This is a genomic window from Ornithinimicrobium sp. F0845 (genome assembly GCF_023015765.1).
Taxonomy (GTDB): Bacteria; Actinomycetota; Actinomycetes; order Actinomycetales; family Dermatophilaceae; genus Ornithinicoccus.
The window spans coordinates 67,719-81,977 of record NZ_JALKAL010000015.1; the positions used below are offsets into that span (position 1 = coordinate 67,719).

Sequence of the window (14,259 nt, forward strand, 5' to 3'; positions counted from 1 at the left end):
GATGCTGCACGAGAAGAGGCCGGGGACCCTGACCTGGTCCCCGGCCTCAGGTCACCGCCCGCCGCTGACCTCGTGGCGCGCCGTGATCGCCGCCTCATAGAGTGCCTTGGCCGAGACACCGGTCCGGGGCGCCACGTCGCGGCAGACGTCCTTGAGCCGCTCGCCGGCGGCGCTGCGCTCCAGGATCTCGGGAAGCACGTCGGCCACCTCCAGCCTCGGACCGGCCGCGGGATCGCTGCCCGAGACGACCACGGTGATCTCCCCCCTGACACCGTCCGCGGCCCAGTCCGCGAGCTCGGCCAGCCCACCGCGGCGGACCTCCTCGTAGGTCTTGGTGAGCTCCCGGCATACTGCCGCAGGACGGTCCTCCCCCAGCACCGCAGCCATCGACGTCAGCGTCGCGGCCAGCCGGTGCGGCGCCTCGAAGAAGACCATCGTCCGTGGCTCGGCCACCAGCTGTGCGAGCGCCCGCTCCCGCTCACCGGTCTTGCGCGGCAGGAACCCCTCGAAACAGAACCGGTCGACGGGCAGGCCGCTCACGGCCAGGGCCATCAGGACGGCCGACGGACCAGGGACGCAGGTGACCGGCAGGTCCGCCGCGACGCACGCGCCCACCAACCGGTAGCCGGGGTCGGAGACCGACGGCATCCCGGCGTCGGTGACCAGCAGGACCCGCTCACCGGCGGCGATCCGAGCGACCAGTTCCGGGGTCCGCGAGGCCTCGTTGTGCTCGTGATAGCTGATCACCTCGCCGGACACCGTCACCCCGAGGCGCTCGGTGAGCCGCCGCAGCCGACGGGTGTCCTCGGCGGCGATGACGTCAGCGCCAGCCAGCTCGTCCCGGAGCCGCGGTGAGGCGTCGCGGGAGTCGCCGATCGGCGTGGCGGCCAGCACGAGCGCTGCGCGGTGAGCGGACAAAATCTCCCCAAGAGTGCGTGGCGAGCGTAGGGAATCTCCCCAAGCTTGGTCAGGCCTGGTGCCGCTGCGCGCGGAGCAGGTCGCCGTTCATCTGGGAGATGACGTTGAGCGGGATGCCCTTCGGGCAGGCTCGCGAGCACTCGCCCAGGTTGGTGCAGCCGCCGAAGCCCTCAAGGTCGTGCTGGGCGGTCATCGACATGACGCGCGCGTCACGCTCCGGCTGGCCCTGCGGGAACTCGCCGAGGTGGGTGATCTTGCTGCCCATGAAGAGCATGCCGGAGGCGTTGGGGCAGGCCGCCACGCAGGCGCCGCAGCCGATGCACTCGGCGGCCATGAAGGCCCGGTCGGCGTTCTCCTTGGGCACCGGGGTCGCGTGCGCGTCGGGCGCCGACCCGGTGTTGGCCGAGATGTAGCCGCCGGCCTGGATGATCCGGTCGAAGGCACCGCGGTCGACGCAGAGGTCCTTGATGACCGGGAAGGCGTCCGCGCGCCAGGGCTCGATCACGATCTCGTCGCCGTCACGGAAGCTGCGCATGTGCAGCTGGCAGGTGGTGGTCCGCTCCGGGCCGTGCGCCTCGCCGTTGATCATCACGCCGCACATGCCGCAGATACCCTCGCGACAGTCGCTGTCGAAGGCCACCGGCTCCTCGCCCTCGGCGATCAGGCCCTCGTTGAGCACGTCGAGCATCTCCAGGAAGGACATGTCCTCGGACACGCCGTCGATGGGGTAGGTGACCACGCCGCCCCTGTCCTCCGGGCCGGACTGCCGCCAGATCTTCAGGGTGAGTTTCATCGGGGCCCCCGCAGGGTCTCGGCGTGAGGAACGGACGTAGAACTGTGTGGGTACTTCACTTGTAGCTCCGTTGCTTCAGCTCGATGAACTCGTACTCGAGGGCTTCCTTGTGCAGGACCGGGTTGCCGTCCTCGCCGCCCCACTCCCACGCGCCGACGTAGAGGAACTCGTCGTCGTGCCGCAGCGCCTCGCCGTCCTCGGTCTGGCTCTCCGCGCGGAAGTGGCCGCCGCAGGACTCGCGGCGGTGCAGCGCGTCGATGCACATCAGCTCACCGAGCTCGAGGAAGTCGGCGACCCGCCCGGCCTTCTCCAGCGACTGGTTGAGGGTGTCGGCCGCACCGAGCACCCGCACGTTGCGCCAGAACTCATCGCGCAGCGACCGGATCAGGTCGATCGCCTTGCGCAGCCCCTCGTCGGTGCGCTCCATGCCGCAGTACTCCCACATGATGTGGCCGAGCTCCTTGTGGAAGGAGTCCACGCTGCGGTCGCCGTTGATGCCCAGCAGGGTCTGGATCCGGTTCTCGACCGAGTCCTGCGCCTCGATGACGGCGGGGTGCTTGGCGTCGATCGCTTCGTAGGGACCGTCCGCGAGGTAGTTGCGGATCGTGTTCGGCAGCACGAAGTAGCCGTCGGCCAGGCCCTGCATCAGCGCCGAGGCACCGAGCCGGTTGGCGCCGTGGTCGGAGAAGTTGGCCTCGCCGGCGACGAACAGCCCCGGGATGGTGGCCTGCAGGTCGTAGTCGACCCAGAGCCCGCCCATCGTGTAGTGGACCGCCGGGTAGATGCGCATCGGCACCTGGTAGGGGTCCTCACCGGTGATCTGCTTGTACATGTCGAAGAGGTTGCCGTACTTGGCGCGGACCGCGTCCTCGCCCAGGCGGCCGATGGCCTCCTTGAAGTCCAGGTAGACGCCGCGCCGGAAGTCCCCGACCTTCGGGCCGACACCGCGCCCCTCGTCGCACATGTTCTTGGCCTGGCGGGAGGCGATGTCGCGCGGCACCAGGTTGCCGAACGAGGGGTAGAGACGCTCCAGGTAGTAGTCGCGGTCCTCCTCGGGGATGTCCCGCGGGTCCTTCTCACAGTCCTCGCGACGCTTGGGCACCCAGATCCGCCCGTCGTTGCGCAGCGACTCCGACATCAGCGTGAGCTTGGACTGGTGCTCTCCGGAGACCGGGATGCACGTCGGGTGGATCTGCGTGTAGCAGGGGTTCGCGAAGTAGGCGCCCTTGCGGTGTGCGCGCCACGACGCGGTGACGTTGCAGCCCATCGCGTTGGTGGACAGGAAGTAGACGTTGCCGTAGCCGCCGGAGGCGAGCACGACGGCGTCGGCCAGGTGCGTCTCGATCTCACCGCTGACCATGTCCCGGGCGATGATCCCCCGCGCCTTGCCGTCGACCACGATCAGCTCGAGCATCTCGTGGCGGGAGTACATCTTGACCGAGCCGGCGGCGATCTGGCGCTCCAGCGCCTGGTAGGCACCGATCAGCAGCTGCTGGCCCGTCTGCCCGCGGGCGTAGAAGGTGCGGGACACCTGCACCCCACCGAAGGAGCGGTTGTCCAGCAGGCCGCCGTACTCGCGGGCGAAAGGCACTCCCTGCGCCACGCACTGGTCGATGATGTCCGCGCTGACCTCGGCCAACCGGTAGGTGTTGTCCTCGCGGGAGCGGTAGTCGCCGCCCTTGACCGTGTCGTAGAAGAGCCGGTAGATCGAGTCGCCGTCGCCCTTGTAGTTCTTGGCCGCGTTGATGCCGCCCTGCGCGGCGATGGAGTGCGCCCGGCGGGGGCTGTCCTGGTAGCAGAAGGACTTGACGTTGTAGCCCGCCTCGCCCAGCGTCGCGCCCGCGGAGGCGCCGGCCAGGCCGGTGCCGACGATGATCACATCCAGCTTGCGCCGGTTGGCGGGGTTGACGAGCTGGTTGTCGAACTGGTGCTTGGTCCACTTCTCGGCGATCGGCCCGTCGGGAGCCGCGGTGTCAGCGATCGGGTCGCCCTCGCGGTAGAGGCCCTCGATGAGAGGTGCGGTCATCGTGTGTGCTCCGTCCTGGTGCGCCCGTCGGTCAAGCGGTGTGCGGTCATGGGATCAGTCCGAGGAAGATGGCCAGTGGGGGTAGGGCGAAGCCGACGACCACGACCACCGCGACGAGGATCGCGGTCAGGCGCAGCCGCTCCGCGGCGTCCAGGCTGGTGTTCAGGCCGAGCGTCATGCCGGCCGACCAGATGCCGTGCAGCAGGTGCATCCCGAGGCACGCGACCGCGAACAGGTAGATCAGGACGGCCCACCACACGCCGAAGCTGTTGAGCAGCCGGTCGGCGGGGTTGTCGTAGTTGCCGCCGATCTGGATGGTGTTGGTCGTGAAGTGCAGGATGTGGAAGACCACGAAGATGAGCAGCGCGGCACCGCCCCAGCGCATCGACCGCTTGACGAACGTGGCCCACTGTCCCTTGCGCTGGACGTAGCGGACCGTCCGGGCCTTGCCGGCACGGGCCCAGAGCGCGAACGCCGAGGCGGCGTGCAGCACCAGGCTGACGAGCAGGGTGATCCGCATGATCCACAGGAAGCCGCCCTCGGGCAGCATCGGGGAGCCGAGCTCGCGCAGGTGGTGGGCGTACTCGTTGAACGCCTCCCGACCAGCGAAGATCATCAGGTTGCCGTACATGTGCGCGAGGATGAACCCGACGAAGATCAGCCCCGTGACGGCCATCACCGTCTTGAGCAGGATGCTCCCGGTCTTGGGGCGCTGTCTCCCGGCGATTGTTGAGGTGGCCACGGTCAGGACTGTACTACTCGGCCGCACGCCGCCGTCGGATACCTGGCGCGCACGCCCGCGGACGGCAGTCCTCACACCTTCCCCGCCTACTATGACGCCGTGACGGAACCGACCGGGGGCGTGGCCAGCCTGCGCGCACGCCTGCTCGGCCCGGCGCCCGGTGCGCGCGCCGCGGCCTGGGGCTGGTGGGGGCCGCTCATCGTTATGGTCCTCGGTGGTCTCATCCGGTTCGTCAACCTCGGTCACCCCAGCACGCTGGTCTTCGACGAGACCTACTACGTCAAGCAGGGCTGGTCGCTGATCAGGTTCGGCGTCGAGATGGACATCAGGGAGGGTCTGGAGGAGCCGGACGTCCTGTTCAACGCCGGCAACCCGGACGTCTTCGGGACCACCCCGGACATGGTGGTGCACCCGCCCGTCGGCAAGTGGATGATCGGCATCGGCCAGTGGCTGTTCGGCGTCGAGAACGCGTTCAGCTGGCGGGTCGCCGCCGCCGTCGTCGGCACCCTGTCGATCCTGATGCTCGGCCGCGCGGCGTGGCGCATGTTCCACAACCCGCTGCTGGCCACCGCCGCCGCGACCCTCCTCGCCGTCGACGGGCACCACTTCGTCCACTCCCGCACCGGCCTGCTGGACATCTTCGTGATGTTCTGGGCGCTGGCCGCCTTCTGCCTGCTCCTCGTCGACCGGGACGACGGCCGGCGCCGTCTCGCGGCGCGGGTCAGCGCCCTGGCCCCGACACCGGGGAGTATGTCGTGGGGCCCGGGCCTCGGCATCCGCTGGTGGCGGGTGGCGGCGGGGGTCAGCCTGGGGCTGTGCATCGGCACCAAGTGGTCGGGCCTGTTCTTCCTGGCCGTCTTCGGGCTGATGACCGTCTGGTGGGACATGGGGGCGCGCCGCGCGGCCGGCGCCCAGCAGTGGTTCCTCGGCTCCCTGGTGCGCGACGGCATACCGGCCTTCCTGCAGATGGTGCCGGTGGCGCTGGTGACCTATGTGGGCAGCTGGGCCGGCTGGCTCCTCACCGACCACGGCTACAAGCGGCAGTGGGCGACGGAGAACCCGGCGGTCGGGCTGGGGTCGCTGGTGCCGGACCCGCTGCGCTCCCTCTGGGCCTACCACCAGGAGATGATGAGCTTCCACGTCGGCCTGGCCAACGAGCACGCCTGGTCCTCCAACCCGTGGTCCTGGATCGTGCAGGGCCGACCGACGCTGTTCTACGCCCGCTGGCCGAAACTCGGCGAGGGCGGCTGCGAGGTCAACGACTGCGTCACCTACATCGCCTCGCTGGGCAATCTGTTCGTCTGGTGGGGCGCCACGGCCGGGCTGCTGGTCGTGGCGTTCATGTGGCTCATCGGCCGGGACTGGCGCGCGGGCGCGGCCCTGTCCGGCGTGGTCGCCGGCTGGCTGCCGTGGTTCATGTACCAGTCGCGCACCATCTACAGCTTCTACGCCGTGGCGTTCGTCCCGTGGCTGGTGCTGATCGTGACCTACTGCCTCGCCCTGGTCTACGGCCGCGCCGAGGACCCGCTCGTGCGACGGCGTTGGGGGGCCGCGATCGTGATCCTCTATGTCACCGCCGCAGTGGCGCTGTTCATCTGGTTCTTCCCCGTGCACACCGCCGTGACCATCCCGCGGGAGGAGTGGCGGCTGCGCCTCTGGTTCGACTTCTGGAACTGAGTGCGGAACCAGCAGGCCCCACCCCGGCGCGCGCCGGAACGCTCGTCCGGGACGCGGTGCTCGGCGGCGGCCGGCACGCTCGTCCGGGCACGATCGTCCGGGACGCGGTTGCTCGGCGGCGGCCCGGCACGTGCCCGCCTTCTACCCAGGGTCTCGAATCAGAGTGGGTAGAAGACGTGCACCTGCCTCGTCCCCGCCTCAAGCACGGGAGCTGGCTAATGGTCTCGGTGACCACCACCCGTCATCGACCCCGCCGAGTCCAGGCGACGGCCAGCACCGGCAGCGCCTGTGCCGACTTTGACGGTTGGCCGCTGGAGCCCGTCACAAGTCGGTGGACTGGGCGGGCCGCGGACCGGGCCCACCCGCACGGCCGACGCCTACTCCGTCAGGCCCATCGCCTCGGCGATCTTCAGGTGCTGGCGGCCCTCCTCGGCGCGGCCCGCGCGTTGGAGCGTGCGTGCGAGCAGCAGGTGGGCGTAGGCCTCGCTCGGCCAGCGGCCGACGACAGCCGTCAGGGTCTCCTCGGCGCGGCGGAGCTGCGCCGAGTGGTAGTAGGAGCGGGCCAGCCACATCCGCGCCTCCAGATGGTCCGGCTCCGCCTCGACGAGCTGGCCGAACAGCTCGGCGGCCTTGACGAACTCCTTGTTCTCGAACAGGAAGGTCGCCCGGTCATAGGTGCGGGTCAGATCCTCAGCCATCATGGCTCCTCTCCGGCCGACCGGAACTGGTCGACCACCGTCGGGTTGACCTGGCGTGCGAGCGCAAGCGCCCACGGCAGCGGGATGTCGGACACGGTCACGACCTCCGGCCCGGCGGCCGTGGTGGCCAGCAGGTCCGCCAGGCCACGGCGGCGCTGGAAGAAGGACTGCCGCACCACCCAGCCGATGACCCCTGCGCGTTCGAGCACGACCCGCTGCCGCTGGAGCGCCCCGGACCGGCTCACGATGTGCTCCGAGGTCAGCTGGTGCCCCAGGTTGCGGTAGGCGAGCTGGGCCAGACCGAGGTTGACCAGTCCGGCACCCACCGCCACGGCGGCCACGATCCACCAGTCCCAGGACAGCCACCAGGTCAGCCCCGCGACGCCCGCGGTGAGGAACAGGGTGGGCCACAGGCTCTGCACCAGGAGCCGCCGGTGGGCAGCCGGGCCGTGGCTGCGCACGGACACGGTCAGCGGCCCGTCGAGACGGTCGTCACCCCCGGTGCCGGGGTCGTGCGGGGTGTCGCCCGTCGGGTCCAGCAGCCGCTCCCCCGTGCCCAGCACGCTGTGCCCGACCGACTCGGCCACCCGCCGCGGGCACGGCGGCAGCAGCTTGGTCGTGCCACCGGACCCGACGCCCGTCGCCAGCGAGGTCAGCTCGCCACCGCCGACCGCCCTTAGCAGTAGCGGCTCGGTGAGCTGGACGCCGCGGATCCGGGCCTCCTCCACCGTGGTGGAGGTGGTGGTCAGCAGGCCGCGCGTCAGCCGGATGGTGCCTCCCGGCTCGCGCACGAGCCGCAGGTTCCACCACTGCAGGACGTAGTTGGCGGTCGACACGAGCAGCCACCCGACCAGGAGCACCAGCAGGCCACCGAGGACGAGCGCGAGGATCGCCTGGGCCAGGAGCCACTCGTAGGTGCCCTCCACCCGGTCCTGGCTGAGGATGCCGAAGTCGTCACCGAACTGAAAGAGCACACCCAGTGCGGTCGCCACGATGACCAGGCTGGAGAGGCTGAACGGCGCGAACCGCAGCCAGGACCAGTCGATCTCGGCGAGCACCTCCTCCTGGGCGAGGCCCGCGGAGCCGGGCTGGCCGGGGTCGAACCGCCCCCCGGCGGGTTGCTCGCCGGCGGGTTGCTCGCCCGCGGGCTGCTCACCCCCTGGCCCGGCGGGGAGACCGGGCGCACCCGGCATACTGCCGGGAGACTGCCCTGCGGCGCCGGTGACGGTCCCGGCGCGGCCGCCCGCCCCGCGCAGGAGCAGGTACTCGCGCAGCTGCGCCGCGTCGTCCTGGGCCAGGCCGTCCAGCTCCACGCGGGACTCGTCGACGCCGGTGCCGATCTTGGCGCGCGCCAGCCCCAGCACGCGGTGCAGCGGCGGCGACTCCAGGTCGACGCTGCGCACACGGTCCAGGGGCGCGGTCGTCTCGGACTTGTTGATCAGGCCCTTGCGGACCTGCAGCTGGGTCTCGGTGAACCGGTAGTGCGTCGTGAACCACGGGATCAGCCCTAGCGCGAGCGCCCCGATCACCAGCACCGGTAGCAGCCGGACCGACCAGGTGCCGTCGGACTGGTTGATCCCGATGAACGCGATGACGATCGGCACCGCCATCGACCACAGCACCCGGAACGGGTGGATGACGAGCATCTTCGGCGACTGGCGGTGCCACTCGCGGTCCCGGACCACCTGCGGGGCCGGCAGGTCGTATGCCGGGCCCTCCGGGGGCGGGGCGGCTGCGGGCCCGGCTGGGGCCGGCAGGTCGTAGGCCGGTCCCTGCGGGGTCCGCGCGTCGTCGGCCGGTCCCTGGGGGGTCGGCGCGTCGTGGGCCGGTCCCTGTGGGGTCGGCGCGTCGTCGGCCGGTCCCTCGGGCGGGTCGTGGGCCGGCCCCTCGGGACGTGGGTCGCCGGGCAGGCTCACGTGGCGTCGCCCTCGTCGCGGCTGGTGATCTCGGTCAGGTCGGCGACGACCCGCCGGGCCTCGTCCTGGTCGAGGCAGTTGATCTCGATGGCACCGGCGGCCGACGCGGTGGTCACCGTGATGGAGGCGAGCCGGAACATGCGCTGGATCGCGCCCTGCTCGGAGTCGACGGTCTGCACCCGGGACAGGGGGGCGATCCGCTGCTCGACGTTCAACCAGCCCGAGCGGGTGTAGATCGCGGAGTCGGTGACCTCCCAGCGGTGCACGGCATACTTGAACCGCGGCACGATCAGGACCTCGACGATGGCCCCGACCACGGCCAGCACGAGGATCGCGGTCGCCCACCACCAGCGCTCGGGCAGCACCACGAAGTACACGACGGAGAGGCCGGCCACCAGGATCCCCTCCCAGATCAGGGCGGTGGTGGTCCAGTAGCCGATGGCACGCGAGGACACCTTGCGGGCCGGGTCGCGGAGGGCGGGGTCACCGGTCGTCGTGCTCATGCCGGCCCCGCGATCGTCGCGACCATCAGCGCCTTGATGGTGTGCATCCGGTTCTCCGCCTGGTCGAAGACGATGCTGGCCTCGGACTCGAAGACCTCGTCGGTGACCTCGGCACCCGGAGCCAGGTGGGGATACTCCTCGACGAGCTCGCGGGCGACGTCGGTGCCGGTGTCGTGGAAGGCCGGCAGGCAGTGCATGAACTTTGCGGCGGGGTTGCCGGTGGCCCCCATCAGGTCGCTGTTGACCTGGAACGGCAGCAGTATGCCGATCCGCTCACCCCAGGCCGCTGCGGGCTCGCCCATCGAGACCCAGATGTCGGTGTGCACGAAGTCGACGCCGCGCACCGCCTCGACCGGGTCCTCGGTCAGCGTGAGCCGCGCACCGGTCTGCTCGGCGATCTCGCGGCACCGCGCGACCAGCTCCTCGGCGGGCTGCAGCGCCCGGGGAGCACCGATCCGCACGTCCATGCCGAGCTTGGCGCCGATGAGTAGCAGCGAGTTGCCCATGTTGTTGCGGGCGTCCCCGACGTAGGCGTAGGCGATCTGGTCCAGCGGCTTGTCGGTGTGCTCGACCATGGTGAGCACGTCGGCCAGCATCTGGGTCGGGTGCCAGTCGTCGGTCAGGCCGTTGTAGACCGGCACCCCGGCATACTGCGCGAGCTCCTCGACCACGGACTGCTCGGCCCCGCGGTACTGGATGGCGTCGAACATCCGCCCCAGCACGCGCGCGGTGTCCCTGATCGACTCCTTGTGGCCGATCTGGGTGGACGCGGGCTCCAGGAAGGTGGTCGAGGCGCCCTGGTCGTGCGCGGCCACCTCGAAGGAGCTGCGGGTGCGGGTCGAGGTCTTCTCGAAGATCAGCGCGACGTTCTTGCCGACCAGGCGTCGCTCCTCGGCACCGGCTCTCTTCGCGGCCTTGAGCTCGGCCGCGAGGTCCAGGAGACCGCGGATCTCCTCCGGTGTCTCCTCGAGCAGGCTGAGCAGGCTGCGTCCCCGCAGATCCATCGCCATGTGGTCCTCCTGTGCCGGTCGCCCGTGTGCTGGTCCCTCCGCAATCCTCGCACTGTTCCGGCCAGCGACCGTGCACGCCCCACCAGCTCGCTTCGCATCCGTGGCGTGGGGGCCGTCGGAGGCCGGTGGTAGGCATGGGCCATGGGACGGGTGGAGCTGAGGGCGGTGGGCGGACTCGAGCTCGCCCCGCTGGCGGCGACCCTGGCGCACCACGCGGTGCCGGGCAGTGAGGAGATCCGGATCGAGTCGGCGGACGGCGGGGTGGCGCGGCGGGCGGAGCAACGCGTGAGCTACCGGCGCCTGCTGGAGCTCGACGGCATCCCGACGGGCGTGACCCTCCACGTGCACCCGGCGGGCGTGACGATCGAGGCGCCGGGCCAGCTCATCGCTGAGGCCTCCGCGCTGGTCGCCTGGTGGTTCGCCCTGGACACCGACCCGGCGGAGGCCACCCGCGCGTTCGTCGGCGACCCACTCCTGGGTCCGCTGGTCGGGGCGCGCCCGGCGCTGCGTCCGTTGCGGCACCCGGCGGGGTGGGAGGCGAGCATCGACACCGTGCTCGGCCAGCAGGTGACCCTCGCCTCGGCGCGACTGTTCGGCCAGCGGTTGCGCACGGCATACTCCCCCGGCGCGGTGGACGGGCTGCGACCGTTCCCCACCGCCGACGTGCTGGCTCGCGCTCCGCTGGAGGAGCTCCGGGTCGTTGTCGGGCTCACCACCGCGCGGGCGCGGACGGTCCGGGCGGTCGCCGCGCTGTTCGCCGACGGGTTCGCCCTGGGGCCGGCCACCGACCCCGCTCTCGCGCGGTCCGAGCTCCGGCGCGTGCCAGGCGTCGGCCCGTGGACGGTGGAGTATCTGGCGCTGCGCGCCCTCGGCGACGACGACGCCTTCCCTGCCTCCGACGCGGTGGTGCGCCGGGCGCTGGGTGGCGCACCCGCACAGGAGGCGGAGCGCCTGGCGCAGGCGTGGCGGCCGCACCGCGCCTGGGCGACGGCGCACCTCTGGGCCGGTGAGATGGCGGGCTGAGGTCCCGCGTGGTCAGGCGAGGCCGCGGCGTCCGTCGCGCTGCCGGGCGACCAGCTTGAGCAGCTCGTCGAACCACAGCACGGAGCTGGCCATCGCCGCGCACACCAGCCAGTGCCTCAGGTCCAGCGGCGCGGTGCCGAAGGCGACTTGGAGCACTGGCAGGTGCACGATCGCCACCTGCGAGACGACGCCGAGGGCGACGGCGGCCAGCAGCCACCTGTTGCCGAACACCCGATGGAACGCGCTGGTGGTCTGCGAGCGCGAGTTGAAGACGTTGTAGAGCTGCGCCAGCACCAGGGTGGTGAAGCCGGCCGTGCGGGCGACCTCGAGGGGGTCGGTGCCCTCGATGAGCCCGCCGGGCAGGAAGAGGTCGATAGTCAGCAGCGTCGCGGCGGCCATGACCACGCCGACGGCGAGGATGCCGCCCCACATCCTGGCGTCGATCACCCGCTCGCCCGGGGCGCGTGGACGCCGTGCCATGACATCGTCGGTCTCGGGGTCGACGCCCAGCGCCAGGGCGGGTGCCGAGTCGGTCACCAGGTTGATCCACAGGATCTGGGTGGCCAGCAGCGGCAGCACGATCGACTCCTGGCTGGCCTCGGTGAGCCCGATGACCCCGGCGAGCACGACCCCGAGGAAGACGGTCAGGACCTCCCCCACGTTGGAGGAGAGTAGGTAGCGCAGGAACTTCTTGATGTTGTCGAAGATCACCCGCCCCTGTCGGACGGCGGCGACGATCGTGGCGAAGTTGTCGTCGGCCAGGATCATCGACCCAGCCTCCTTGGTCACCTCGGTCCCGGCGATGCCCATCGCGACACCGATGTCCGCGGACTTCAGTGCGGGGGCGTCGTTCACCCCGTCACCGGTCATCGCCACGACGGCCCCCTCGGCTTGCAGCGCGTCGACGATGCGCAGCTTGTGCTCTGGGGCGACGCGGGCGAAGACGTTGACCCGGGCCACTGCCTCGGCGAACCCCACCTCGTCGAGCGCATCCAGCTCGGTGCCGGTGACCGCGGTGCCGTCGTCCCCGACGATCCCCAGGTCCTGGGCTATCCGCAGGGCCGTCGAGGGGTGGTCCCCGGTGATCATGATGATCCGGATGCCGGCCCCGCGTGCCTGGTGCACCGCCCGGGCAGCCGTCTCCCGCGGAGGGTCGATCATCCCGACCGTCCCGACGTAGATCAGGTCGTGCTCGAGTGGCTCCGCCAGCTCCGCGGGCACCCGACCGGAGGTGATGGCCTCCCTCGGCACCTCGGTCGCCGCGAGCGGTCGGTAGGCCACTCCCATGGTGCGCATCGCCCGGCCCGAGAGGTCCTCGACGTCCCCGAGGATCCGGTCCCGGGTCTGCTGGACGAGCGGCTCGGTCCGCAGACCGGTGCGCACCTGGGTGCAGCGTCCCAGCAGCACGTCCGGTGCACCCTTGCTGATCAGCACCGCCTCGTCGCCGTGCTCGTGGTCGAGGTGCACCGTCGACATCCGCTTGCGCTCGGAGGTGAACGGCACCTCACCCACCCGGGTGAACCGTGCCGTGCGTCGCTGCGTCAGACCCATCTTGCGCTCGGCGACCAGGAAGGCCGCCTCAGTGGGGTCACCGATCACCTGCCACTCCCCCGCCGACTCGCGCAGCTCGGAGTTGGACGCCAGAGACCCCCCGGCGAGGACGACGACGTCCTCGGCACGCTGGGCGTCCAGGTCCGTCTCACTGCGCTCCCCACCACCTGGCGCCCGCTGGGCGATGACCTCACCGTCGGGCCGGTAGCCCACCCCTGTGACGTCCGAGGTGCCGGAATGGGTCACCACCACCTGCAGGGTCATCTCGTTGCTGGTCAGCGTGCCGGTCTTGTCCGAGCAGATCACCGAGGCGGACCCGAGCGTCTCGACGGAGTTGAGGTTCTTGACGATCGCGTTGCGCGCAGCCATGCGCTGCACCCCGATCGACAGCACCACGGACAGGATGGCGGGCAGCCCCTCGGGGACCGCCGCGACCGCCAGGGACACCCCCAGCAGGAGCACGGTGACCGCGTCATCGAGCGAGTCGACCCCGCTGATCAGCCAGACCGTGGCCATCACGACGACGGCGATGACGACCACGATGCCGCCGAGCATCTTGCCGATCAGTGAGATCTCGCGCTCCAGTGGTGTCGGCTCGCGTTGCGTCTGCTCGAGCATCGTGGCAATGGCACCCATCTCCGTGTCCATGCCGGTGCCGGTGACCAGGACCCGGGCGGTGCCCTGGGTGACCGCTGTGCCGCGGAACACCATGTTGGTGCGGTCTCCGAGCGGCTCGCCGCCGGCGAGCACGCCTGGTGCCTTGGTCACCGCGGTCGACTCTCCGGTGAGCGATGCCTCCGCGACCCGGAGGGCGTTGGACTCCAGCACCCGTCCGTCGGCCCCGACGCTGTCGCCTTCACTCAGCAGCAGGAGGTCACCGCGCACGAGCGCTGAGGCCGGCACCACGTCGGTCTGCCCGTCGCGGACCACCGTGGCGTTGGACTCCGTCATCCGCTGCAGGGTCGCCACGGCCTGCTCGGCCCTGGACTCCTGGTTGTAGCCAAGGATCGCGTTGGCGATCACGATCAGCGTGATGACGATCGAGTCGGTCGGCAGCCCCTCGGCCCCCTCGACCAGCCAGGCGAGCGTGGCGATCACGACCGCGGCGAGCAGGAGGTAGATCAGCGGATCCTGGAACTGGGCGAGGAGCTTGCGCCACGCCGGCACCGGGGGCGCGCTCTGGAGCTCGTTGGGCCCGTCGGACTCCAGCCGACGCGCCGCCTCGGCCGTGCTCAGACCGCGTCCGGGATCGGTGTCAACCTGCGCGACGACCTCGGCCGTGGTCAGGACGGAGGGGTTCACCTGCATGGGAGGCACGCTGTCATGGTCCTGGGCGCTCCGCGCGGGATGAGTCCGGCTGCTCTCACGACGTGGTCGTTGCCGCGGGTCTCCCGGGTGGGGA

At 70.9% G+C, this 14,259-nt stretch carries 11 protein-coding genes; 2 read left to right on the top strand and 9 right to left on the bottom strand.

The window, feature by feature from the left end; translation table 11 throughout:
• Positions 1-51 precede the first annotated feature (51 nt).
• The 4 genes from rsmI to MWU75_RS17295 are packed head-to-tail and all read right to left on the bottom strand — an operon-like array spanning position 52 to position 4,479.
• Complete coding sequence (gene rsmI / locus MWU75_RS17280; RefSeq protein ID WP_247093260.1) at positions 52-918, bottom strand: 16S rRNA (cytidine(1402)-2'-O)-methyltransferase; 867 nt, start codon at positions 916-918, stop codon at positions 52-54.
• 49 nt (positions 919-967) lie between these two features.
• Entirely contained in the window at positions 968-1,711 is a 744-nt protein-coding gene (locus MWU75_RS17285) for a succinate dehydrogenase/fumarate reductase iron-sulfur subunit (protein ID WP_247093262.1), read from the bottom strand.
• Between the two features lie 55 nt (positions 1,712-1,766).
• On the bottom strand, positions 1,767-3,737 hold the full coding sequence (locus MWU75_RS17290) for a fumarate reductase/succinate dehydrogenase flavoprotein subunit (protein WP_247093264.1): 1,971 nt from the start codon (positions 3,735-3,737) through the stop codon (positions 1,767-1,769).
• 46 nt (positions 3,738-3,783) lie between these two features.
• The gene (locus MWU75_RS17295) at positions 3,784-4,479 is read right to left on the bottom strand and encodes a succinate dehydrogenase cytochrome b subunit (RefSeq protein WP_247093266.1); all 696 of its coding nucleotides are present in this window, start codon (positions 4,477-4,479) and stop codon (positions 3,784-3,786) included.
• A 99-nt stretch (positions 4,480-4,578) separates the two neighbouring features.
• Between MWU75_RS17295 and MWU75_RS17300 the strand changes: the two genes are divergently transcribed.
• A complete protein-coding gene (locus MWU75_RS17300) occupies positions 4,579-6,156 on the top strand; it encodes a phospholipid carrier-dependent glycosyltransferase (protein WP_247093268.1) in 1,578 nt (525 codons plus the stop codon).
• A 377-nt stretch (positions 6,157-6,533) separates the two neighbouring features.
• Here the strand turns inward: MWU75_RS17300 and MWU75_RS17305 are convergent, their stop codons facing one another.
• The 4 genes from MWU75_RS17305 to MWU75_RS17320 are packed head-to-tail and all read right to left on the bottom strand — an operon-like array spanning position 6,534 to position 10,283.
• Positions 6,534-6,854, bottom strand: coding sequence for a tetratricopeptide repeat protein (locus MWU75_RS17305; protein WP_247093270.1), 321 nt, complete (start codon positions 6,852-6,854; stop codon positions 6,534-6,536).
• Entirely contained in the window at positions 6,854-8,770 is a 1,917-nt protein-coding gene (locus tag MWU75_RS17310; RefSeq protein ID WP_247093272.1) for a PH domain-containing protein, read from the bottom strand. Before MWU75_RS17310 ends, MWU75_RS17305 begins: the two co-directional genes overlap by 1 nt.
• A complete protein-coding gene (locus MWU75_RS17315; RefSeq protein WP_247093275.1) occupies positions 8,767-9,273 on the bottom strand; it encodes a PH domain-containing protein in 507 nt (168 codons plus the stop codon). The genes MWU75_RS17310 and MWU75_RS17315 overlap by 4 nt, the downstream gene beginning before the upstream one ends.
• The gene (locus MWU75_RS17320) at positions 9,270-10,283 is read right to left on the bottom strand and encodes an ornithine carbamoyltransferase (RefSeq protein WP_247093278.1); all 1,014 of its coding nucleotides are present in this window, start codon (positions 10,281-10,283) and stop codon (positions 9,270-9,272) included. Before MWU75_RS17320 ends, MWU75_RS17315 begins: the two co-directional genes overlap by 4 nt.
• Positions 10,284-10,424: 141 nt before the next feature.
• Between MWU75_RS17320 and MWU75_RS17325 the strand changes: the two genes are divergently transcribed.
• Positions 10,425-11,306, top strand: a complete 882-nt coding sequence (locus MWU75_RS17325) for a hypothetical protein (protein WP_247093280.1) — start codon at positions 10,425-10,427, stop codon at positions 11,304-11,306.
• A 12-nt stretch (positions 11,307-11,318) separates the two neighbouring features.
• Here the strand turns inward: MWU75_RS17325 and MWU75_RS17330 are convergent, their stop codons facing one another.
• Positions 11,319-14,165, bottom strand: coding sequence for a cation-translocating P-type ATPase (locus tag MWU75_RS17330; protein WP_247093282.1), 2,847 nt, complete (start codon positions 14,163-14,165; stop codon positions 11,319-11,321).
• Between the last annotated feature and the right edge of the window lie 94 nt (positions 14,166-14,259).

Excerpts from the sequence above, each read along its gene's own strand:
- MWU75_RS17285 (WP_247093262.1), bottom strand. The coding sequence starts at position 1,711 with ATGAAACTCACCCTGAAGATCTGGCGGCAGTCCGGCCCGGAGGACAGG.
- MWU75_RS17290 (WP_247093264.1), bottom strand. The coding sequence starts at position 3,737 with ATGACCGCACCTCTCATCGAGGGCCTCTACCGCGAGGGCGACCCGATC.
- MWU75_RS17305 (WP_247093270.1), bottom strand. The coding sequence starts at position 6,854 with ATGGCTGAGGATCTGACCCGCACCTATGACCGGGCGACCTTCCTGTTC.
- MWU75_RS17315 (WP_247093275.1), bottom strand. The coding sequence starts at position 9,273 with ATGAGCACGACGACCGGTGACCCCGCCCTCCGCGACCCGGCCCGCAAG.
- MWU75_RS17320 (WP_247093278.1), bottom strand. The coding sequence starts at position 10,283 with ATGGCGATGGATCTGCGGGGACGCAGCCTGCTCAGCCTGCTCGAGGAG.
- MWU75_RS17325 (WP_247093280.1), top strand. The coding sequence starts at position 10,425 with ATGGGACGGGTGGAGCTGAGGGCGGTGGGCGGACTCGAGCTCGCCCCG.
- MWU75_RS17330 (WP_247093282.1), bottom strand. The coding sequence starts at position 14,165 with ATGCAGGTGAACCCCTCCGTCCTGACCACGGCCGAGGTCGTCGCGCAG.